The sequence below is a fragment of the Nocardia arseniciresistens genome, from assembly GCF_046764875.1.
Taxonomy (GTDB): domain Bacteria; phylum Actinomycetota; class Actinomycetes; order Mycobacteriales; family Mycobacteriaceae; genus Nocardia; species Nocardia arseniciresistens.
Window position 1 is genome coordinate 287,811 of record NZ_JBKORD010000006.1, and the last position, 20,058, is coordinate 307,868.

General features: G+C 65.1%; 16 protein-coding genes. 9 read left to right on the forward strand and 7 right to left on the reverse strand.

Translation table 11 applies throughout. From position 1 onward, the window contains the following. Window positions 1-186: 186 nt before the first annotated feature. The 4 genes from rfbD to ACLMAJ_RS13370 form a co-directional block, all read right to left on the reverse strand. Window positions 187-1,047: a dTDP-4-dehydrorhamnose reductase gene (gene rfbD / locus ACLMAJ_RS13355; protein ID WP_412013946.1), complete on the reverse strand. Its 861-nt coding sequence runs from the start codon at window positions 1,045-1,047 to the stop codon at window positions 187-189. After that, on the reverse strand, window positions 1,044-2,387 hold the full coding sequence (rfbH, locus tag ACLMAJ_RS13360; RefSeq protein WP_412013947.1) for a lipopolysaccharide biosynthesis protein RfbH: 1,344 nt from the start codon (window positions 2,385-2,387) through the stop codon (window positions 1,044-1,046). Before rfbH ends, rfbD begins: the two co-directional genes overlap by 4 nt. Window position 2,388: 1 nt before the next feature. Further along, window positions 2,389-3,615 carry a glycosyltransferase gene (locus ACLMAJ_RS13365; RefSeq protein WP_412013948.1) on the reverse strand — a complete coding sequence of 409 codons (1,227 nt, stop codon included), beginning with the start codon at window positions 3,613-3,615 and terminating at the stop codon, window positions 2,389-2,391. A gap of 178 nt (window positions 3,616-3,793) precedes the next feature. Beyond that, complete coding sequence (locus tag ACLMAJ_RS13370; RefSeq protein WP_412013949.1) at window positions 3,794-4,921, reverse strand: Gfo/Idh/MocA family oxidoreductase; 1,128 nt, start codon at window positions 4,919-4,921, stop codon at window positions 3,794-3,796. A 102-nt stretch (window positions 4,922-5,023) separates the two neighbouring features. Between ACLMAJ_RS13370 and ACLMAJ_RS13375 the strand changes: the two genes are divergently transcribed. The 7 genes from ACLMAJ_RS13375 to ACLMAJ_RS13405 all read left to right on the forward strand — a co-directional run bounded on the left by ACLMAJ_RS13375 (window position 5,024) and on the right by ACLMAJ_RS13405 (window position 13,461). Next, window positions 5,024-5,605, forward strand: a complete 582-nt coding sequence (locus tag ACLMAJ_RS13375) for a TetR/AcrR family transcriptional regulator (protein ID WP_412013950.1) — start codon at window positions 5,024-5,026, stop codon at window positions 5,603-5,605. 181 nt (window positions 5,606-5,786) lie between these two features. Continuing rightward, complete coding sequence (locus tag ACLMAJ_RS13380; protein WP_412013951.1) at window positions 5,787-7,325, forward strand: carboxylesterase/lipase family protein; 1,539 nt, start codon at window positions 5,787-5,789, stop codon at window positions 7,323-7,325. 165 nt (window positions 7,326-7,490) lie between these two features. Next, window positions 7,491-8,324 carry an NAD-dependent epimerase/dehydratase family protein gene (locus ACLMAJ_RS13385; RefSeq protein WP_412013952.1) on the forward strand — a complete coding sequence of 278 codons (834 nt, stop codon included), beginning with the start codon at window positions 7,491-7,493 and terminating at the stop codon, window positions 8,322-8,324. 294 nt (window positions 8,325-8,618) lie between these two features. Beyond that, window positions 8,619-9,539, forward strand: coding sequence for an LLM class flavin-dependent oxidoreductase (locus ACLMAJ_RS13390; protein ID WP_412013953.1), 921 nt, complete (start codon window positions 8,619-8,621; stop codon window positions 9,537-9,539). A gap of 160 nt (window positions 9,540-9,699) precedes the next feature. Next, window positions 9,700-11,490, forward strand: a complete 1,791-nt coding sequence (locus ACLMAJ_RS13395) for a putative bifunctional diguanylate cyclase/phosphodiesterase (RefSeq protein ID WP_412013954.1) — start codon at window positions 9,700-9,702, stop codon at window positions 11,488-11,490. Between the two features lie 454 nt (window positions 11,491-11,944). Beyond that, window positions 11,945-12,166 carry a hypothetical protein gene (locus tag ACLMAJ_RS13400; RefSeq protein ID WP_412013955.1) on the forward strand — a complete coding sequence of 74 codons (222 nt, stop codon included), beginning with the start codon at window positions 11,945-11,947 and terminating at the stop codon, window positions 12,164-12,166. After that, the gene (locus ACLMAJ_RS13405; RefSeq protein ID WP_412013956.1) at window positions 12,166-13,461 is read left to right on the forward strand and encodes a hypothetical protein; all 1,296 of its coding nucleotides are present in this window, start codon (window positions 12,166-12,168) and stop codon (window positions 13,459-13,461) included. Before ACLMAJ_RS13400 ends, ACLMAJ_RS13405 begins: the two co-directional genes overlap by 1 nt. Before the next feature lie 42 nt (window positions 13,462-13,503). Here ACLMAJ_RS13405 and ACLMAJ_RS13410 read toward each other — a convergent pair whose 3' ends face one another. Next, window positions 13,504-16,983, reverse strand: coding sequence for a protein kinase domain-containing protein (locus ACLMAJ_RS13410; RefSeq protein ID WP_412013957.1), 3,480 nt, complete (start codon window positions 16,981-16,983; stop codon window positions 13,504-13,506). A 285-nt stretch (window positions 16,984-17,268) separates the two neighbouring features. Here ACLMAJ_RS13410 and ACLMAJ_RS13415 point away from each other — a divergent pair, with 285 nt between their 5' ends. Further along, window positions 17,269-17,538 carry a DUF2277 domain-containing protein gene (locus tag ACLMAJ_RS13415; RefSeq protein WP_412013958.1) on the forward strand — a complete coding sequence of 90 codons (270 nt, stop codon included), beginning with the start codon at window positions 17,269-17,271 and terminating at the stop codon, window positions 17,536-17,538. Between the two features lie 14 nt (window positions 17,539-17,552). Here ACLMAJ_RS13415 and ACLMAJ_RS13420 read toward each other — a convergent pair whose 3' ends face one another. Both ACLMAJ_RS13420 and ACLMAJ_RS13425 read right to left on the reverse strand, forming a co-directional pair. Beyond that, on the reverse strand, window positions 17,553-17,954 hold the full coding sequence (locus ACLMAJ_RS13420) for an RskA family anti-sigma factor (protein ID WP_412013959.1): 402 nt from the start codon (window positions 17,952-17,954) through the stop codon (window positions 17,553-17,555). A 315-nt stretch (window positions 17,955-18,269) separates the two neighbouring features. Beyond that, entirely contained in the window at window positions 18,270-19,130 is an 861-nt protein-coding gene (locus ACLMAJ_RS13425; protein WP_412013960.1) for a helix-turn-helix transcriptional regulator, read from the reverse strand. 139 nt (window positions 19,131-19,269) lie between these two features. Here ACLMAJ_RS13425 and ACLMAJ_RS13430 point away from each other — a divergent pair, with 139 nt between their 5' ends. Further along, complete coding sequence (locus ACLMAJ_RS13430; protein WP_412013961.1) at window positions 19,270-20,049, forward strand: NAD(P)H-dependent oxidoreductase; 780 nt, start codon at window positions 19,270-19,272, stop codon at window positions 20,047-20,049. Window positions 20,050-20,058 lie beyond the last annotated feature (9 nt).

Below are 20,058 nucleotides of genomic sequence, written 5' to 3' on the forward strand. Positions count from 1 at the left end.
CTTGAACGGCGCTCCCGGACGACCTATCGCCCGACCGTGTCCCGAGAAGGGAGCACCCATGTCGATACTGTGTTCACGGGTACCACCTCCTCGTTCTCTTGCACGGTCTCCGGAAAAGTAGCAGTGGTCGCCGCGGTTCGGCAACGGGTTTTGCGGAGGCGCCGCGACCGGGTCACCGAAAGGTAGTCACTCCTGAACTGCAGCGCTGACAGCGCGGTGTAGTCCGTCACGCCAGTGCGGTAGCAGCGTAAGGCCGCAGTCGATCCACGATGAATTCGACAGAACGGCATTGCGGGGCCGGGTTGCGGCATCTCGGAAATCCGATGTCCGGCAGGGCCGTAACAGGTCCGCATCGAGTCCCGCCGCTTCGATAATCCCACGAGCGAATCGGTATTTGGATGCCTCGCCGCCTCCGGTCGCGTGCAGCAGGCGCGGTGGATTCGGGTGCGCGACGAGGTCGAACAGACCGGATACGAGATCGTCGACAAAGGTTGGGGACGCGATCTGGTCGGTGACGACCGCGACGTGCTCGCCCCGCGAGCATCTCCGCACGAGTGCGGCCGGGAAATCCCGGTCGGTCCCCGAGTACAGCCACATGGTGCGGACGATCCGCACATCGGGCAACGCTGCTCGGGCGGCCTCCTCACCTGCCAACTTGGATCTTCCGTACACGCTCAACGGAGCGGTCGGTGACCAGGTCTCCCATGGACTCGACCCCGACCCGTCGAAGACGTACGCGGTCGAGATGTGCAGCATTCGCGCTCCCCTGTTCGCGCAGGCTCGGGCCAGCAGTCCCGGGCCTACCCCGTTGACCGCGAACGCCTTATCGGCTTCGGTCTCGGCGGCGTCTACGCCGGTGTACGCCGCGCAGTTGATGACCACATCGCCGGGGCCGACGGTGTCGTTCAGCGCCGTCGCATCGGTGATGTCGAGTTCTTTGGATCCGAACCCGAGCACCTGTCGATCGGCACGACGAAACGGGCTCGTCGCCCTCGTTATCCCGCTGCCGAGTAGCCCGTCCGCACCGGTGACCAGCAGCCTGTTCACCGCCTGTCCTCGGGGGCGGGCGCCACGAACCGGACCTGTGAGCGTCGGTAGCCGGAAACATACTCCCGGACCGAGGCGACCATGTAGTCGGTCATCTCGTCGGTTATGCCCGGGTACACGCCGACCCAGAAGGTGTTGTCGGCAACATAGTCGCTGACAGCCAAGCTTCCGGAGATACGGCACTCGATATTCGTGTACGCCGGATGGCGGAGGAGATTTCCGGCGAATAGGCCACGGGTCGCTATTTTGCGGCCTTCGAGAAAGTTGACGATGTCGATACGGCCGAAAGGCGCGTCCGGCAGCACCGTCAGGGCAAATCCGAACCAGCTCGGATCGCTTTCGGGGGTTGGTTCCGGCAGGCGGAGATGGTCGATCCCGTCCAGGCCTTCGCGAAGCCGACGCCAGTTATGACGCCGACGGGCGCAGAAATCGTCCAGCCTGGCCAGCTGGGAGAGCCCGAGCGCAGCCTGGATATCTGTTGCCTTCAGGTTGTAGCCGATATGCGAATAGATGTACTTGTGGTCGTATCCGTAAGGAAGACCGCCTAGCTGTTGATTGAATCTCTTTCCGCATCTGTTGCTTTCGCCCGGCTCGCACCAGCAGTCGCGTCCCCAATCGCGCAGAGACTTCACGACGCGAGCTGTTGTCAGGTCGTTGGTCAGGACGCATCCGCCCTCACCCGTGGTCAAATGGTGTGCCGGGTAGAAGCTGACGGTGGCCAGATCGCCGAAGGTGCCGGTAACGCGTGATCGGTATGTCGATCCGACTGCATCGCAATTGTCTTCGATCAGGAACATGCCATGCTCCGCACACAACGCGGAGATCTCTGCCACCGGAAACGGGTTACCGAGCGTATGCGCCAGTACGACGGCGCGGGTTCTCGGACCGATTGCCGCCTCCACGGCTTCCGGTGTCGTGTTGTATGTGGAGGAATCGATATCTACGAACACCGGTTTCAATCCGTTTTGCAGTATCGGGTTCACTGTCGTCGGGAATCCGGCTGCAGCCGTAATCACCTCATCCCCGGGGCACAGGCGGGCATCATCCAGCTCCGGGGCGGTTAAGGCGGTTACCGCGAGCAGATTCGCCGATGATCCGGAGTTGGTGAGCCGCGCCTTGCGAAGTCCGATTTTTCTGGCGAATTCGTTCTCGAATCGATGTGCCAGGATTCCCGCCGCGATACGCATATCCAGCGCTGCCTCGACGACGGCGGCCCTGTCCTCGTCATCGAGGCAGGCGCCGGATGATTGGATCTCGGTGACGCCAGGGACGAAGTGATGCTCGGTTTGCGAATTCTGGAACCGTCGGATTATCGCAAGCAGATCGTCTCTATCGTTCATTCTATTTTCTCCCGGTGCGAGCCTGGACGAGATCTCCGAGGACTTCGGCGAATGCCGATTGCGGCGGCAGTGCCCACATATGTCGTTTCAGCGCTCGCGCGGCCTGCCGGAAGGCGGGATCGTCGAGGGTCCGTCGGCAGGCGGTGAAAACGTCCGACGCGGTGACGGTCATGGGATCGATGTGGATGCCGGTGCCGAGGGTCTCGCAGCGTCGTGCATTTCCGGGATGATCGGCGAAGAAAGGAAGTACCACGTGCGGGACTCCGTAGGTTATCGTGTCGCGCATCGAATTCAATCCACCGTGCGTGATGAACAGGTCTACATTCGCCAATACGAGGGACTGGGGGACGTACGGCAGGACATGGATGTGTGGCGGCAGCGACCCGAACATCTCCTGGTACATCGATGGCAGCGAGACGACCGCGGTGCACCGGAGTTCGGCCAAGGCCGCGAAGACCTCCCCGTAGATTTCGGCCATTCGATCCCTGAACCGCGGTGAAAAGGGGCCGATCGAGCCAAGTGAGAGGTAAACGATCGGCCTGTCGCCAGGCATCGATGTGAACACCTCCGGGAGGAGTTGGTCATTGTGACGTACCGGTGGTTCGTGCCGGTAACGGACCAGTGGGGTGTCGAGATCGGCGTTATTGAATTCTTTCGGCGTCAGGGAGACCGTGAGATGGCGCAGGATTCCCGGTGTCGACGGTTCTGCCGGAAGCCCGAGTTTGGCCCGCTGAGCGGTCAGAGCGGGCCGGATCAGGTCGTCGTGGAGGTTTCGCACAAGCTGCAGCGGCCCGATATCCACCGTGACGTGTGGTATTCCGAGCGCCTCCGCCGCCAGATAACCGCCGAATTCCGAGCACTCGTGCACGACAACATCGGGTCGCCATCGTTGCGAGAGGTTCAGTACGTCTTCCGCGACACGCAGGGCGATCCGGTCGCTGAGGAAATCCGTCATGTACATCCGGTCGAACGCTTCTATGTCCCGGTCGAGCAGAAGTCCGAATATGGCTGCGTCGAACACGCGGTCGGCCCGCCGTATTTTCACGTCCACGGTCTCGACGCCGTAGTTGCTGTGCAGCCAGGCGCCCCACTTCTCGGGTGCCGCGACGCGGACATCGTGGCCGTGCCTGCTTATCGCGTCGGCCAATGTGACCAGTCCACGAAAGTGGGATTCGAACTGGTTGAGGGTCACCAGCACGCGCATGCGATCGGCCCGCAAGAATGCCATGCCAGCAGCGTGACACATTGGGGCACAAGGCCGTACGCGTTCCGCGGAACTTGCCGGCGGTGCCCGGCGCGGCGCACCGTCGACCAGTCTCACGACCAGCACACGACCGCTGTCGATCCGTAAGGGCGAAGCCTCGATCGGCGCTTGCGCGCCGGTCAGGTCGGCGATCCCGGACTGGTCACAGTGTCGAGACCTGCTGGCGCACTCCAGTTTCGGAGGCGCGGACAATGGCGTCGAGCAGTCGGCGCTGGCGCAGGCCGGTGATGAAATCGGGGCGCGCGGGGCGACCCTCGGCGATTGCAGCGGCGGTTTCGCGATAGTTGCCCGCCACGTGGGCAATCGGACCGGCGGGCAAGGTCAGCGGCGGTCGGTACTCATCAGGCACTTGGAGTTCGCTGACGACTCCTCGATTATCGTGCAGTCGAACGTGCCAGTCGGCCCAGTGCAGGAACATGGCCGGCTGAACGGGGGTAATCGTCAAAGTTCCCTCGGTGCCGCGAATGTGGATGTGGAAGCCATCGGGGGCGTCGGCATGGCCGCCGTGCACCGTTACCGCGGCCACCGCTCCACCGGTCAGGCGCCCTGCGACCGCGAGCTGCCCCGGCTGTTGATTGGTGATGACCTGACCGGTTTCCAGCACGGTCACCTTGTCGTGCAGTGTGGCCAGCACGGCCGACACCTCGGCGAATGTACCGACCAGGTGCTCGAGTGTCCCGAACACATGTCCCGCCATAATGGTCAAAAGGTTGGTGCCCTTGGTCGAGTCCAGGGTCCAGGCGAGGTTGTCGTGAATGACATTGCCGCCGAAAGGATCCCCGGCGGCCACCAGGGTGACCGCGGCGACGGCGCCGATCCGTCCCGCCGCGAGCAGATCCCTGACGAAGTTCACCGACGGCGAGTGATGGCCCTGTAGCACCACGCTGTGCACCACTCCGGCCGACACCGCCGCCGCGGCCAGCTCGGCGGCTTCGGCCGTGTCGGCGCCCATCGGCCACTCGCACATGATGTGCTTCCCGGCGGCCAGGGCCGCGCGAACTACCGCCGCGTGCCCCGGTGACTTCACCGTCGCCACCACCAGGTCGACCTGGGGGTGCGCCGCCAGTTCGGCGGCGTCGGTGAACGCGTGCCGCGCACCCGTGTGCGCCGCTGCGGCCGCGGCCGATGCGGCATTCGTTGTCGCCACCGCGGTGATGCGGAACTCTGGCAACTGGGCGAGTGCGGGCAAATGTGTTGCAGCGGCCCAACTTCCATTAGGGCTTGCGCCGACGATACCGACGCGGATCGGTGCGGTGCTGCGATCCGACATGCTAGGCCTCCTAGTTGTATACCATTCGGTAGCAAACTACTGGCGGTAGCCCCGATGCGTCAACAAGTAAAGTACTGATAGGTAAGAAACTGGGAGGTGATCATGCCGGGAGGCAGGCCGCGTGGCTTCGATATCGACAGCGCGCTGGATAGCGCGTTGCAGGTGTTCTGGCAGCACGGGTACGAGGGTGCCGGGCTGTCGGATCTCAGCGCGGCGATGGGCATCAACCGGCCGAGCATCTATGCCACCTTCGGCAACAAAGCCGAACTGTTCGACAAGGTGCTGGCCCGCTACCTCGAAGGCCCCGGCCGCTACACCGCCGCCGCCCTCGAATTGCCCACCGCCCGAGCGGTTGCCACCGCGTATCTCCAGGGTGCGATCACCCTGACCACCCGGCAAGACACCCCCGGCTGCCTGTGCGTGCGCAGCGTGCAGGCGTGCGGATCAGAGGCCGACCACAGCCGCACGCAGGCCATAGCGGTCCGACTGGCCGGTGAAACCGCGCTGCGGCACCGCCTGCAAAAGGCACGCGCCGAGGGCGACCTGCCGCCCGACAGCAAACCGGCCGATCTCGCGCGGTACCTCATGACGGTCTCCGACGGGATCGCGGTCCAAGCGTCCGCGGGTGCCGCACCGGCACAGCTGCGCCGCACAGTGAACATGGCCCTGCGCTCATGGCCGTAAGCCTGTACCGGTGGATTCCGCTCTGCTGCTTGGCGATTCGCCGCATCCAGGGCGTCGAAATCGGCAGCTCGGGCCGGACACGAAGCCCCATGGCAGGATCGGACGAGGTGGAGGTACCAATTCGAAGGACCACGCTCGGCCCGACCAACCAGCGTGATACGCGAATACGAAAGGGGCGTCGTTGACGACCGTCCATACCGTGAATACGGAGGCAGGGCGACTCTGCGGTGACCGCACCGACGGGGTCGCCCGCTTCCTGGGAATCCCCTACGCGGCGGCTCCAGCGGGCGAACGCCGATTCGCACCCCCGGGCCCTATCGAACGATGGGCAGGGACCAGGAACGCCGGCGGCTACGGCGCTACCGCACCCCAGCCGGCATTGCATCCCGCTCACGCATATCTGGCGCCGCTGATCGGGCCCGGATGGGTCATCGGCGACGGCGACTACCTCAACCTCAACGTCTGGACACCCGACCCCGGCACGAGTGGGCTTCCGGTGCTGGTCTACATCCACGGCGGCGGGTTCATGATCGGCTCTGGCGCCGCCCCCGCCTTCGACGGCACCTCGTTCGCGCGCGACGGCGTTGTCCTGGTCACCATCAACTACCGACTCGGGGCGGAGGGCTTCCTCGCACTGTCCGATGGGATCACGAACATCGGGTTGCGCGATCAGATCGCGGCACTGCGTTGGGTCCGCGACAACATCGCCGGCTTCGGCGGGAACCCGGACAACGTCACCGTCTTCGGCGAATCGGCCGGCGGCACCTCGGTCGCGTTCCTGCTGCACTCCCCGCTGGCCGGCGGACTGTTCCAGCGAGCGATCGTCGCGAGCGGACACGATGAGATGGCCCGCCCGCTCGAGCTCTCCGAAGAACTCACGAAGGCACTCGCCGCCCGGCTCGGCACCTCCCCGACAACAGACGCATTCCGCGCATTCTCTGCCCCCGACCTACTGCGCGCGCAAGCAGCCCTGCTCAGAAACGAACCCCGCCCAGACCTGCGTGACGACAACGGTGTCGACCCGGGCCACCGTCGTGCACTGTTCCTCCCCACCACGGGTGACGACGTCCTCCCCGACCCGGTCGGAGTCCCGAGCACACACTCGCGCGGCGTCGACCTGTTGATCGGTACAACACTCGAGGAGGCCAACCTCGGTTTCGGTGCCGAACAGTTCGCCGCCTTCGACGCGCACGACGCCGTAGCCGAGCTGGCCGCCACCTACCCCACCGCCGAAGCGCTCCTGGAACGACACGGTCTCCACGACCCGGCCGTCACCCCCGCACACGCACTCACATCCGCCTACACGGACCTGATGTTCCGGTCGCCGAGCCGCCGCACCGCGCGCCGCCACCCGGGCCCCACCTACGTCTACGAATTCGCATGGCCTGCGCCATTGCACGGCGCCGCGCACGGCCTCGACGTCCCCTTCGTCTTCGACACCACCCAGGCATGCCGCGACCTCATCGGCGACGCCGCACCCGACACCCTCATCCGCGCGATGCACCAAACCTGGCTGGACTTCGCAGCGCACGGAGATCCCGGCTGGCCCACCTACGGCGACGCCAGAAAAGCGATGAGGTTCGATGCCAGCCCACACCTCTGCGAGGACACCGCTCCCGACGGCAGCGGCGACCGATACCTGCCGGACACCTCCACAGCCCAAGGCTCTGCGCACGCCGAGCGTGAGAGACCCGCTCCCGATTTCGGCGCTTTCGGCTGAGCGCCGCGTTTTTCGCCTTTGCGAACTCTCAACTACCGGCCTGGTGACCTCTTGACGGTTTCGACACGCTCACCCTTCCGGGTGGGTCTCGAGCGAACGTTTTCGAATTGGTTCCGCAGCGAGGGCATGCTCAGCAGGCAATCGCCCCGAGCACACGAGATAGCGATGAGCGAGAGTGGCATGGCGACTACCGAACGGATTCTGATCACCGGCGCCGCGGGCGGTATCGGTATGAAGATGCGGTCGAGGCTGCGACGCCCCGATCGTGTTCTGCGTCTACTCGACCTGGATGCCGTGGCACCGCCGACGACGGGTGAGCTGGTGGAGATCATGACCGGCTCTCTCACCGATGCCGCGACGATGGCGGCCGCGTGCCAGGACGTGGACGCGATCATCCACCTCGGCGGGATCAGCAGGGAAGCCGGTTGGGATCAAATTCTCGCTGTCAATGTCGATGGCACGCACACGGTTCTGGAGGCCGCGCAGCAGGCGGGTATATCCAGGATCGTGCTCGCCTCCAGTAACCACGCGGTGGGTTTCCGTGTCTTCGGCGAGGCCGGTGCGAGCGGCGTTCCCGGTACCGCCGCGCCGCTGCCGGACACCTACTACGGCTTCAGCAAGGTAGCGGTGGAGGCGCTCGGCAGTCTCTATCACTCCCGATTCGGGATGAATGTCATCTGCGTTCGAATCGGCTCCTGCTTCGACCGACCCCATGACGTTCGAGGACTGTCGATGTGGCTGTCTCCCAACGATTGCGCTCGACTGTTCGAAGCATGCCTCTCCGTCGAGCAGCCGGGCTACCGAGTGATCTGGGGCGTGTCCGCCAACACCCGCGTTGCCGTATCTCTGCGCGAGGCGACGGAACTCGGCTACCACAGCGAAGACGACTCCGAACAGTTCGCCGCGGAAATCCTCGCAGGCCGCGAGACCGCCCAGGCACCGATGTACATCGGCGGCCCCTTCACCGAAACTCCCCTCGGCAAACCGAATCCGTTGTGACACTGCGGCTCTGCGTCCCAAAACGCACCTTCGTCACGCCGCACATCTCATCGTGGACAGCCGCGTCTGCATCCGCCAGCAGGTCACCTCGCCAAATGTGTGTACTCGACCAGCGATGGCCCGGTTCGCGTCGCGCAAACGAGTTCGTCCGTCACCGCCGCTCGGATAGCCATAGTTACCTCCCCTGTGACCTATTGTCGCTCACTCGATCGTGAACTTCCCGAGTCGGCGTCGGCGGCACCAGCGATGGTGGGTCCACTCGATCCTCAGCAGGAGCGCAGCTATCGTCGGATGATGCGATACGCGATCTCGCTTCCACAGCTTGTCCCTGATCAGGCGTTCGAGCCCGGCGACATGCGTGCCTTCCTCGACCGGGCCGAGGAACTCGGCTTCGACAGCGTGTGGACTACCGAACAGATCCTCGGGGAAGTGTCGCACCTCGGGCCGATCGAACTGCTGACCTTTGCCGCTGCCTGTAATGAGCGGCTTCGGCTCGGGTGCGCGGTGTTCGTCACGCCACTGCACAATCCCGTCCATCTGGCCAAACACCTCAGTAGTTTGGATCAGCTGAGCCGAGGGCGGCTCGAGATCGGTGTCGGGATCGGGGGGCGCAATCGGATGTTCTCCGCCTTCGATGTCGATCCCGCCGACAACCTGGTGACGCGCTTCAATGAGGGGCTGCGGGTGATGAAGGCGCTCTGGACGGAGCCGACGGTCGATATCGACGGGCAGTTCTGGCAACTGAACGGTGCAACCATGGAACCGAAACCATTCCAAAAGCCTTATCCTCCAATATGGTTCGGCGGCAGTACACCTGCGGCACTGCGGCGTGCGGTCCGGAACGGCAGTGGATTCTTCGGCGCTGGATCGACGACGACCGAAAACTTCGCCGAGCAAGTACGGACCGTACGAGCCGCCCTCGCCGAAACAGGCGACGCCGCAACGGACTTCCGCATCGCGAAACGCGTCTACATCGCTGTGGACGATGACGTCGACCGCGCACGGCACCGCATGGCCGATACCCTGACCTCGTTCTACGGCGAATTCGGCAAGACCCTGCTTCCTGTCGCCGTCTTCGGCACGCCCGAGGACTGCATCGAGGGACTGCGCGACGTGGCGGCCGCCGGAGCCGAGATGATCCTGGTCAACCCGCTTTTCGACGAGGCGGCCCAGATGGAGCGACTCGTGGCCGAGGTGTTGCCGCACATCGACTGACCGGCACGACGACCGGCGACGTGTCCGTAATACACGCGCTTTCGGTGGCCGAGTACAGTGCTTACGCGCCACGCCGCCGTAGGCGCCGGCATAATATCCCAGCCATACACAACCTGCTGTAGTTCACGCGGACCCTTCCGCGGGACTAAGATCAGCTTTCATGGGTTGGGATGCCGGGCCTTGGCCGGTTTCCGACGGCCTGCACGCCGTGGCCGGCCGCTGGACGGCCGCGCTCACGGCTGGAACCCGTGACCATGCCGTGCCGATGAGCGCCGACCAAACACGCCTGTTGCTGACCGAGCTGGCAGGCGCGTTCGAGGCCGCCGCCCACACACCGGAACCTACCGATCGGGTCGCCGAACTCGGGGCCGAGCTCGCCAGGTCGCATTTCGTCGGAAGCGAGGTGCTCGGCCGCAGTATCGCGGTACTCGGTGCCCATTTCGGCGCGACGGGCGCGATCCCCTCCGATCGCCTCACCGAGATGCTCGGAGCCTTCGCAAATGGCTACGTCCAGACTTTCCGTGGCTGGCTGCTCGCCGAGCAAGCACGCCTGCGAGCCGCCGAGATCGCCGTGCGTCGCGGTGTCGAACAACAGCTGAATTATCGGGCGCATCACGATCAACTGACCGGCCTGCCCAACCGGTCACGTTTCATCGACGCGCTCAGCGCCGCGTTCGCCGACGCCACCGCCGACTTCGGGCTCTGCTACGTCGACCTCGACCATTTCAAAATCGTCAACGACACCTACGGGCACGCGACCGGCGACGCGCTGCTCGTACAGGCCGCCGCCCGCCTCAGCGCCTGCGCCACCCGGCCCGGTCAGCTCGTTGCCCGCATGGGCGGCGACGAATTCGTCATCCTCGTCCCGCAGCACTCCGGCGGCTTCGCGGCGGCAGAGCTCGCCCAGACCGTGCTCGACGCCTTCGCGCGTCCCTTCGACATTCATGGCCAGCAACCGTCGGTCACGGCAAGCATCGGCGTGATGGCCGGGCGCACCGACCACTCCAGCGCCGAGGAACTCCTCCAGGCGACCGACACCACGATGCACTGGGCCAAGGCCGCGGGCCGCGGACGCTACGCGGTGTTCGACGCCGAGCGGGGCAGGCGCGAGCTCACCCGCACCGAACTCTCGGCGGCCATGCCCGCCGCATTGGCTCGCGGCGAACTCTTCCTCGACTATCAGCCGATCGTCACCCTCGCCGACCAGCGGATGGTTGCGGTGGAAGCCCTTGTGCGCTGGCGACATCCGGATCTCGGGGTCCTGACCCCTGCGCATTTCGTCGACCTGGCCGAGGACAACGGTCACATCGGCGCGCTCGGCGCGCTCGTCCTCGAACGCGCCTGCCACACCAGCCGCGAATGGCACGACCGCTACCCGGACGACGCACCGACGGTGAGCGTCAATGTCTCCGCCGCCGAAGTCGCCGACCCGACCTGGCTCGACCGGGTGCGCCACGTCATCGCCGACACCGGTATCCCACCGGACAGCCTGCAACTCGAGCTGACCGAACGGGCATTCATGCAGACCAGCGGGCGGCCACTGGAAGCACTACACACCCTCGCCGCGCTCGGTGTCCGCATCGCGATCGACGATTTCGGTACCGGCTACTCCAATTTGGCCTACCTCAGCCAACTTCCGCTCGACGTGATCAAACTCGCCGGCCCCTTTATCCACCGCCTCCGAAACCCCGACGACAACAGCCCCGCCGACGTGCTGGTTCTGGAATCCATCATCGAACTCAGTCACGCGCTGGATTTCACCGTCACCGCCGAATGCGTCGAAACCCGCTACCAGGCCGACCGCCTCCACGACCTCGGCTGCGACACCGCCCAGGGCTGGCTGTTCCACCGACCCATGCCCGCCGACCGGGTGACCGACCTGCTGGCAAGCCGGTCACCCACACCACCACAGCACACGGTCCGCTCTGGGGCCACGCCACCGAGTCGGTAGTTCAGGACGATGTCCCCGGCAGTCGAAGGGGTGGTGACCACTGGATTGCCGCCGAGCACGCCTGCTCCGAAATCACATTCTGCCCTGGTGTGAGAACTGTTCTGGACATTTCCGGACTTCGAGAATCACATCGAGAAATAGGGATAGATCACCAAACCCATTGGGGTGGAGATGATTTCGCTGTCGATCGTTGACGGCAACCTTATTGCGGACACCAATATTGCGCCGAATGACATTCGGCCACACCTACTTTCAGCGCCGCAATAGGCCATAGCGGTCGGTCGGTTCGCTATCCTGACGCATGGGCAAACACCGAGAACTCATCTCGTGAGCCACGATCGGAGACCATCGATTTGAAACCCCCGCGGCGAGCCACACGACCGCGCCTATGATTCAACGACGGTCTCCGCGGGTAATCCGGGCTGCCGGAGCCATGAGCACAACGAGGAGCAGCATGAACGCCAGAACCGACCTCGAAGACGAACTACACGGCCCGTTGGCAACGCTCGATCTACTCTCCGATCAGGAGGCCGCGGACCTGCTGACGTTGTTCCGCGCGGCCAGAAAACAGGAGACCGACGCGCTATCGGAGTCCATCGACATGGTGGTCGGGTCGCTACCCCGGCCGCTACGCGGACCAGCGAGGCGGATCATGTTCGGGGACCGCCGCCACTGATGAGCGACCTGGTAATCCGCGCCCAGATCATGCTGCTGGCGCGCACCCTGCACGTACCCGCGGAACGGCTCGCGCACCTGGAACGGCTCGGCGCCGAGCACCTGCACGAATTGCAGCAGCGCATGGCAGGCATCATCTTCGAACAGCACGCCGAGACGTTCCATCGAATCAGCAAGCTGGTGCCGATCATCCCGCTCGGGATCTCGATGCCGTTGGTCCAGAAGATCGTGCCGCCGATGATGACCGGCCGGGCCGCGGGCGCCATCGGCGTCTTGTATCCGAAGAAGGCCGCCGAGACAGTCTCCCTGCTCGGCTTCTCTTACGCGGCGGACTGCGCGCCGTATATGGACCCGCGCACCTTCGGCCAGATCGCCGATATAGCACCACCCGAACCGATCGTGAACGTACTCAACGAGGTACTTCGGCGCCGGGATTACATTACGGCCGGACCTTTTCTGGCCTATGCCACAACAGCATTCATCGATGCCATCGAACAGGGAGCGCACGACGACGAGGGCCTGATCTTCTCGATCGCCTACGCGTTCTCGACGGAGAGTGTCAGCGCCATCCTGCGCAGGCTGCTCATCGGCCAATGGCAACGGATTCCGCGGATCGTGCACACCGTGCTCGGCGGGTCATCGAGTCTGCAACTCGCGGCACTCTCGGCATTCGCCCGCTGCGACGAGGACGTTGTCACCGCGATCGGCGACATCATGTTCACCATCGGAACCACCGAATCCATCAGCAATCTCATCGTCACCGCTATCCACGTCGGAGCGATACCGGAACTGCTGACCTACGCCGGAAAGTTGAGCCCGACCTCGCTCGAGCGGATGGCCGCCAGCCCGGTCGTGCGCAACGAGGCTGCGCTGACCGGGATGATCAGCGCACTCGACGGCCGCGCCGAACCCGGCATCTGGTGTGGACTGTTCCGGGTGCTCGAGCGCGTCGACGCCGACACCCAACGGCGGGCCGCGCGGATGCTCTCGGAGATGTCCGACTCGGTAGTGGCAGCGTTGCCCTCCATCGCAACCGAAGCCCACCTGTGGCCGATGCTGCTTGCGGTACTCGCGGCCGCCGACGTCGACGTGCACACCCGCATCGGCGCGGTCTGGGCAACGCTGCCGCCGGAACGCCGCGCAGGCATGGAATTGCGTATCCACGAACTCCAACTCGACTCCCGCCTGTCAGCGCTGACGCACGAAATTCCCACGATATCGATGGAAGAGGTGTTCTTCAGGCGGCGCCAGATGGGCCGTCGGCGCCGACCTGTCGACACCTGGGATCAGCGCTGATCCGCCGCACGACTGGCCGCAACAGCTACCGACCAGGCCGAGTCACATAGTTTGTGCCGCATCGGCGTTGACCGATGCGAGCAGGAAGTCCGCTGGAATGTCCGGCCAGCCGGGGCGCCAATGCCCTGCGATCTGGTCCTCGCGCAGCGCGGCCAGTATCGCGAGCACATACGGTCCGCCGTCGAGCAGGTAGCGGACCGAACCGAGTTCGGCGCATTGCGCGGTAACCGTCGCCAGTAGCTGCTTCGCCGCGGCGGTCCGGTCCGCGGCGGCCAGGCAGGCGACAAGCAAACGGCGGGCCTCGAGCAGTTCTCTGGGGCGATCGACCGCTTCGAGTCGGTCCACCCATTGCTGCGCCCACGCGCAGGCGAGTTCGGTCCGCTTCGGCGACGCCTCTGTCAGTAGCAGCCGGATCGCGGTGAATTCCTCGTACAGGACGGTGAATTCGTCGATCGCATCGATGGGCGCGCGGCGATCGCCGTACTCGATCACCGGCAGCGGCCCGGTCTCGGGGTTCGGTGGCAGACCCAACCGCAACCGCTCGTTCTCGACCTCGGCCCGCAACCGCGGCAACGACATCGACCGTGCGACACGGGCGCCCTCGTTCAGCCTGCGGATCGCGGCTGCCCGGTCCCCCAGTAGTGCCTTGATGCGAGCTCCCACCACATAGCGGGCCAGCTTGAAATCGACAACGCCCGCCTCGGGTCCGAGCTTGTAGCCCTCGTCGAGCAGCCGTTCGGCGTCCACGATCTCACCGCGCTCATAGAGCAGCTCCCCCAGCAGCGATCCGGCAAGTCGCGCGCCGTAGGAGTGGCTGCCACCGGACTGTTTGGCCACCTTCATCGCCCGCCGGAAATACTGTTCCGCACGGGTGATGTCGAGTTGCCGGCTGGCGGCGAGGCCCAGGAAACACAGCCCGATCACCTTGTTGTAGTAGCCCTTGTTCTGTCGCATGTACGGCGCCGACCACTCCTGGATCCGCAGCGCTGCGTCGAAGCCGTAGCGATACCCCGCGGCGAAGGCCGCGACGTTCGCTCCGATGGCCACCACGTACGGCGGCAGCTCGTTCGGATGGGTGAGACAAGGCGCAAGCATGTCCTCGACACCGGCGAGTACATCTGCGCGCACTGTCACCACCGCATGCACCACCCCCGCTTCGGCACGCAGTTTCGCGGTCACGGCCTCGTCGAAGTCGCCGCGATCCAGGGTCGACTCCGCAAGCCGCAGTGCGCGTTCCGCGGGCGCGGCGCGGTGCAGCAGGATATTGGCCCACGCCAGATCCAGCTGTAGGCGAGGATGCGTCTCGATGATCGTCGCGGGCAGTTTGCCGACCAGGCCGATGAGGCTGGCGAACTGACCGTATTCGAGCAGCGACATCCCGTCCCTTTCGACGATCTCGACGGCGCGCCGCTCGTCACCGGCCAGCAGCGCGTGATCGACGGCTTCGCTCACGTGCCGGTGCTCGGCCAGCCATTGCGACGCGGTGCGGTGCAGCTCGGTGATCTGTTCCGGCCGATCGCGTTCGAGCCGCTGGCGCAGGAACTCCTGGAACAGGTGGTGGTACCGGAACCACGGCCCACCGTCGAGTCTGCGTAGGAACAGGTCCTGCTGTTCGATTTGCTCGAGCAATGCCTGACCGTCCGCGACGCCGGTGAGCGCCGCGGCCAGCTCACCGCAGGTGCGCTCGGTGATCGAGGTCGCCACCATGAAATCCAGCGTTCCCGGCTCGAGGGTGTCGAGGACGTTTTCGGCGAGGAACTCGCCGATAGCGTGGTGCCGGCCGGTCAGGTGGCCGATGAGTGCGCCGGGATCGTCGCTGCCACGCAACGACAGCGCCGCGAGTTGCAGTGCCGCGACCCAGCCTTCGGTCGATTCGGTGAGGTCCTCGACATCGCCGCGGTCCAGCTCGAACCCGCCGAGCTCGACCAGGAACTTATACGCCTCGTCCACATCGAAACGCAGGGCTGCCGGGCCGATTTCGACCAATTCGTCCCGCGCGCGCATCGAACTCATCGGAAGACCGGTCTGATTACGGCTGGCCACCACGGTGCGCAGGGCAGGACTACAGCTTTCGATCAGGAAGCGCAACGCGGCTGTGGTGGCCGGGGCACTCACCCGATGCCAGTCATCGATCACGACGACCAAATGCTCACCGCGCCGGTCGATGTCGTTGATCAACGAGGTCAAGACGAACCGCTCGGCGTCATTGCCGTTTTCCTCCAGCAGCTCGCCGAGCTCCTGCGCCAGCGATGGACGCACGGCGCGAATGGATTCGACGAGATGCGAGAGGAACCAGACGACATTGTTGTCGTCGTCATCGACGGTCAGCCACGCCACCGCGAGCCCGTCGGCGATCACGTCCTCACACCATTGCGCGGCGAGTGTGGTCTTGCCGAAACCGGTGGGGCCGTGGATAACCGCCAGCCTACGATCCCGTCCTTCGCGAAGCAGTTCGATCAACCGTGGCCGCTCGACGAGGGGGCGGGTCGGCACCGGCGGCCGCAACCGCGGCGCCGGCACCGGCGGGGTAATGATGCGCGCGGAGTGCAGCCCCGAAGTACGACGTCGAGCGGATCCAGTCGGTATGGTAGCCGGAGGTTGTCCGCCCGACTCCTCGACGGCCAACGGAATCGGCATCTCGTCGGGCGAAAGCCCGTACCTGGCTTGGATCTCGCGCAGCGTGTCACCGAATTCCGATGCGCTGGAGGGTCGTTCGCTGATCTCGCGGGACATGGCATGTTCGATCGCGCCCGTCACATCGGCGGGTAGTCCCGCATCACTCAGATCCGGTATCGGCTGCTTGGTGATACGCAGGAACTGGGCAACCAGCTGCTCGCCGCTGCGCCGCTCGAACACCGCATGCCCGGTACCGGCACAGAACAATGTCGAAGCGAGGCTGTACACGTCGGCCGTCACATCCGGGGTGCGGCCCTGCAGGACCTCCGGCGCGGTGAAGGCAGGCGATCCGGTGACGGCCCCCACGGTCGTCTCGAAACCACCGACCAACCGCGCGATCCCGAAATCGGCGAGCTGCGGTTCCCCGTATTCGTTGAGCAGAATGTTGCCTGGTTTCACGTCGCGATGCAGCAACCCACGCCGATGCGCGGTCTCCAGCGCGCCCGCGATCTTCACCCCGATATGCAGGACATCTTGCCAGCCGATCGGCCCATGGTCATGGATTCGCGCATCCAGCGAGCCGTGCGGGTGATACGGCATCACGATGTAGGGTCGCCCTCGCGCCGTCGCCCCCACCTCGAACACGCTGACAATGTTCGGATGACCAGACATTTTGCCCATGGCGAGCTGCTCGCGGACAAAACGTTCGAGATTCTCCGAGTCGAGATCGGCGGTGAGCAATTTGATCGCCACCGTACGATCCAGCGCTGCCTGCGAGCAGCGGTACACCACCCCGAATCCGCCCCGCCCGATCTCGACGGCATCGTTGAACCCCGCGGCATCGAGTTCCGTCGTGAACTCTGAGGTCAGGCCGCGTTGCGTGGAAAGCGGATTGTTATGCGCCACGACGACCTCGATAATAGTTTCGGTTACTACTCCGAGGATATTCCTCCGACGATATTTCCGCCGCCGCGATTGCGTTGCCCGACCGGCCATCGGATGGCCGGGAACTCGAGGTTTGCCGCCGATCACGCGACGTGGCGCGGCGAAGACAACACGGGTACATCCGAATGACTCCCGAAGGCGCAAAGGCGTTCTTCGACTATCTGTCGCCCGGTGACATTGTCGAAGTCGTTCCGTGAGCGTCGCGGTCGACAGGAAACCCTCGAAGCCGCGAGCTAACCTCGAAGCATGTGCCGAAACATCACTGGTCTTCGCGGGCTGGAGCCCGCGGCCACTCCTGAGGAAATACATGCGGCGGCCCTACAGTACGTCCGAAAGGTCGGCGGCCTGTCCAGCATCTCCGAGTCGACCCGCCCCGCGGTCGATGCCGCCGTCGCCGACATAGCCGCGGCCACCATGCGGCTGCTCGACCAGCTACCGGAGCGCAGGGTTCCCCCGAAAACCATGCCGCCATTGCGGCGTCCCGAAGTGCAGGCTCGACTGCACGCGCACGACTGATCAGGTCAGGTGTCTCACCGGCGACCGGACCGAGCCCTCCGGCCGAGGATCACCGCGACGCCGACACCGGCGAGCACCGACACCGCGGCAGCGGCAGCGGAGCGCAGCAGTCGCCGTGCGGACCAGGCGTTGAACAACTCCACTCGACGTCTCGCGAGGGCATCGGCCTGCTTCGCGACCGCGCGCACCACGCTGGCGGCGAGCTCGGGCGGTGGCGGCAATTCATCCAAAATCGTGATGGTGGCCAGTGTTTCGTGAATGTCGTACACCACGGCCGCGAACGCCGCCGCCGTCGCGGCGTCGGCATCTTCGACCCGTTCTTCGATATGGCGGCGTTCGCCTTCGTCGACCGCGTCCAATGCATAGGGATATGCGAGATCGAGCAGGTCTTCGAGAGGCCGCTCGGTTTCGGTCATCGGGGACTCACTTCCGGTCAGACAGGCCCGGAGGCGGTCCAGCCGATCGCGGATACGGCACCCGCCATGCTGCGCCTGTGCCTGCATACAAGGGCTTCGATGCATCGGCCATCCTGGATGGGTTCCCGAGACAACCGACCAGTCCGTGATCGGTCGGCCGACCGATGCGCAGATCTCGGCATCCATACGAGGCCAGCACGATCCTGCGGCGGCTCGCCCCGGCCGAGCACCCCGTGATCGATATCGGAGTCATGTCCTGACCACTCCGGACCCGACGCCACGATTCGGGATAGCCGAAAGCGCAAGCGCTGCCGGTTACTCCGTGCTCGCCCGCTGACCCGAGGTCTTGCGGTTCCCGCCCTGGCCACTCGAGGCGCCCAGGCTGGCAAGCATGCGCAGGCTGTCGTGCGCGGCAGTCCCCGGTGCGGCCGAGAGAACAACAAGTTCGGTGCCTGTTTCGTCCGGCACCGTGAAGTTTTCCTGATGCAGCTCCAGATCACCGACCAGCGGATGGATGTATGACTTGCGGCCGTGCGTACGACTGCGGACGTCCGCACGCGCCCACAGCTTCCTGAAGCGGTCGCTGTGCATGGCGAGTTCGCCGATCAGTGTGGTCAGCCGCGGATCGTCCGGATACTTCCCCGCCGCGAGCCGCAGCTGGCCGACGGTGTCGCGGGTGCAGGCGTCCCATTCGGCGTAGAGCGTAAGGCCTTCCTCCTCGATGAAGATGTGCCGAGCGATATTCAGGCCCTTCATCGGGCGGCCGTACAACAGTTCGGCCAGCGGGTTCGCCGCCACCACCTCGAGCCGGTGGTCGACGATGAACGCGGGACCGTCGGTGATCAGATCGAGCACCCGCATCAACTCGGGACGGACTCGTCCCCCCGGCGCGGACCGTTCCGCGCGCGGCGGTCTGCCCGTGAGCCGGTGCAGGTGCTCGCTCTCCACCGCGTCGAGTCCGAGCACCCGAGCGAGCGCGTCGAGGACCTGCGCGGAGGGTTGGGTAGCGCGTCCCTGTTCCAGTCGAACGTAGTAGTCGACGCTCACCCCGGACAGGTGCGCGACCTCCTCGCGGCGCAGCCCTTCGACGCGCCGACGCGAGTCGACCGGGATACCGACAGACCCCGGATCGACCCTCGCTCGCCGAGTACGCAAAAAGTCAGCAAGATCGTCCATCGCTCCAGTATCCCGACTCCTCCGGCACCGAGGGTGGTCCTGTCGTTACCAGGAATTCCCGTCCTACGGAAGAAGCGCCCCTGAACGCCGTCCTCGACACGCTCCAAGATCGAAGTCGACCGATCCGAAGGAGCAGAAGATGAAGGCACTCATTGTCCACGCTCATCCCGAGCCGCTCTCGCTGAACAGCGCGCTGAAGGACATCGCCGTGACCACCTTGCAAAAGGCCGGGCACGAGGTGCAGGTCAGCGATCTGTACGCGATGCGCTGGAAGTCCGGGATCGACGCGGAAGATTTCGGCCTCGCCACGACGGGCCGTCTCGACGTGGCCCACGATTCCGGCCGTGCGTATGAGACCGACGCGCTCAGCGCGGACATCGCGACCGAGCAAGCCAAGTTGCTCTGGGCCGACACGGTGATCTTCCAGTTCCCGCTGTGGTGGTACTCGATGCCCGCGATCCTCAAAGGCTGGGTGGATCGAGTTTTCACCTATCGCTTCGCTTACGGCGTCGGCGAGCACACCGAGACCAAATACGGTGATCGTTACGGCGATGGCACGCTCGCGGGCAAGCGGGCCATGCTGTCGGTGACGATCGGGGGCAAGGAGTCGCACTACACCGATCGCGGAATCAACGGCCCCGTCGATGACCTACTCTTCCCGATCCACCACGGGATCCTCTACTACCCCGGCATGGAAGTGTTGCCACCGTTCGTCATGTACGGCACGTCGCGTGTCTCGGACGGGGACTTCGCCGACGCGGCGAAGGCATGGGAGCAGCGGCTGCTGACGCTCGAGGCGACCGACCCGATTCCCTTCCGCAGGCAGAACGGCGGCGACTACGAAATGCCGTCGTTACGGCTGCACGAAGGACTGGAGTCCCCCGGCAGCGCGGGTTTCGGTCTGCACGTCCGAGGCTGATCGAGTATT

Excerpts from the sequence above, each read along its gene's own strand:
- rfbH (WP_412013947.1), bottom strand. The coding sequence starts at position 2,387 with ATGAACGATAGAGACGATCTGCTTGCGATAATCCGACGGTTCCAGAAT.
- ACLMAJ_RS13430 (WP_412013961.1), top strand. The coding sequence starts at position 19,270 with ATGAAGGCACTCATTGTCCACGCTCATCCCGAGCCGCTCTCGCTGAAC.
- ACLMAJ_RS13405 (WP_412013956.1), top strand. The coding sequence starts at position 12,166 with ATGAGCGACCTGGTAATCCGCGCCCAGATCATGCTGCTGGCGCGCACC.
- ACLMAJ_RS13375 (WP_412013950.1), top strand. The coding sequence starts at position 5,024 with ATGCCGGGAGGCAGGCCGCGTGGCTTCGATATCGACAGCGCGCTGGAT.
- ACLMAJ_RS13395 (WP_412013954.1), top strand. The coding sequence starts at position 9,700 with ATGGGTTGGGATGCCGGGCCTTGGCCGGTTTCCGACGGCCTGCACGCC.
- ACLMAJ_RS13420 (WP_412013959.1), bottom strand. The coding sequence starts at position 17,954 with ATGACCGAAACCGAGCGGCCTCTCGAAGACCTGCTCGATCTCGCATAT.
- ACLMAJ_RS13415 (WP_412013958.1), top strand. The coding sequence starts at position 17,269 with ATGTGCCGAAACATCACTGGTCTTCGCGGGCTGGAGCCCGCGGCCACT.
- ACLMAJ_RS13400 (WP_412013955.1), top strand. The coding sequence starts at position 11,945 with ATGAACGCCAGAACCGACCTCGAAGACGAACTACACGGCCCGTTGGCA.
- ACLMAJ_RS13390 (WP_412013953.1), top strand. The coding sequence starts at position 8,619 with ATGCGATACGCGATCTCGCTTCCACAGCTTGTCCCTGATCAGGCGTTC.
- ACLMAJ_RS13370 (WP_412013949.1), bottom strand. The coding sequence starts at position 4,921 with ATGTCGGATCGCAGCACCGCACCGATCCGCGTCGGTATCGTCGGCGCA.
- ACLMAJ_RS13365 (WP_412013948.1), bottom strand. The coding sequence starts at position 3,615 with ATGGCATTCTTGCGGGCCGATCGCATGCGCGTGCTGGTGACCCTCAAC.
- ACLMAJ_RS13385 (WP_412013952.1), top strand. The coding sequence starts at position 7,491 with ATGAGCGAGAGTGGCATGGCGACTACCGAACGGATTCTGATCACCGGC.
- ACLMAJ_RS13425 (WP_412013960.1), bottom strand. The coding sequence starts at position 19,130 with ATGGACGATCTTGCTGACTTTTTGCGTACTCGGCGAGCGAGGGTCGAT.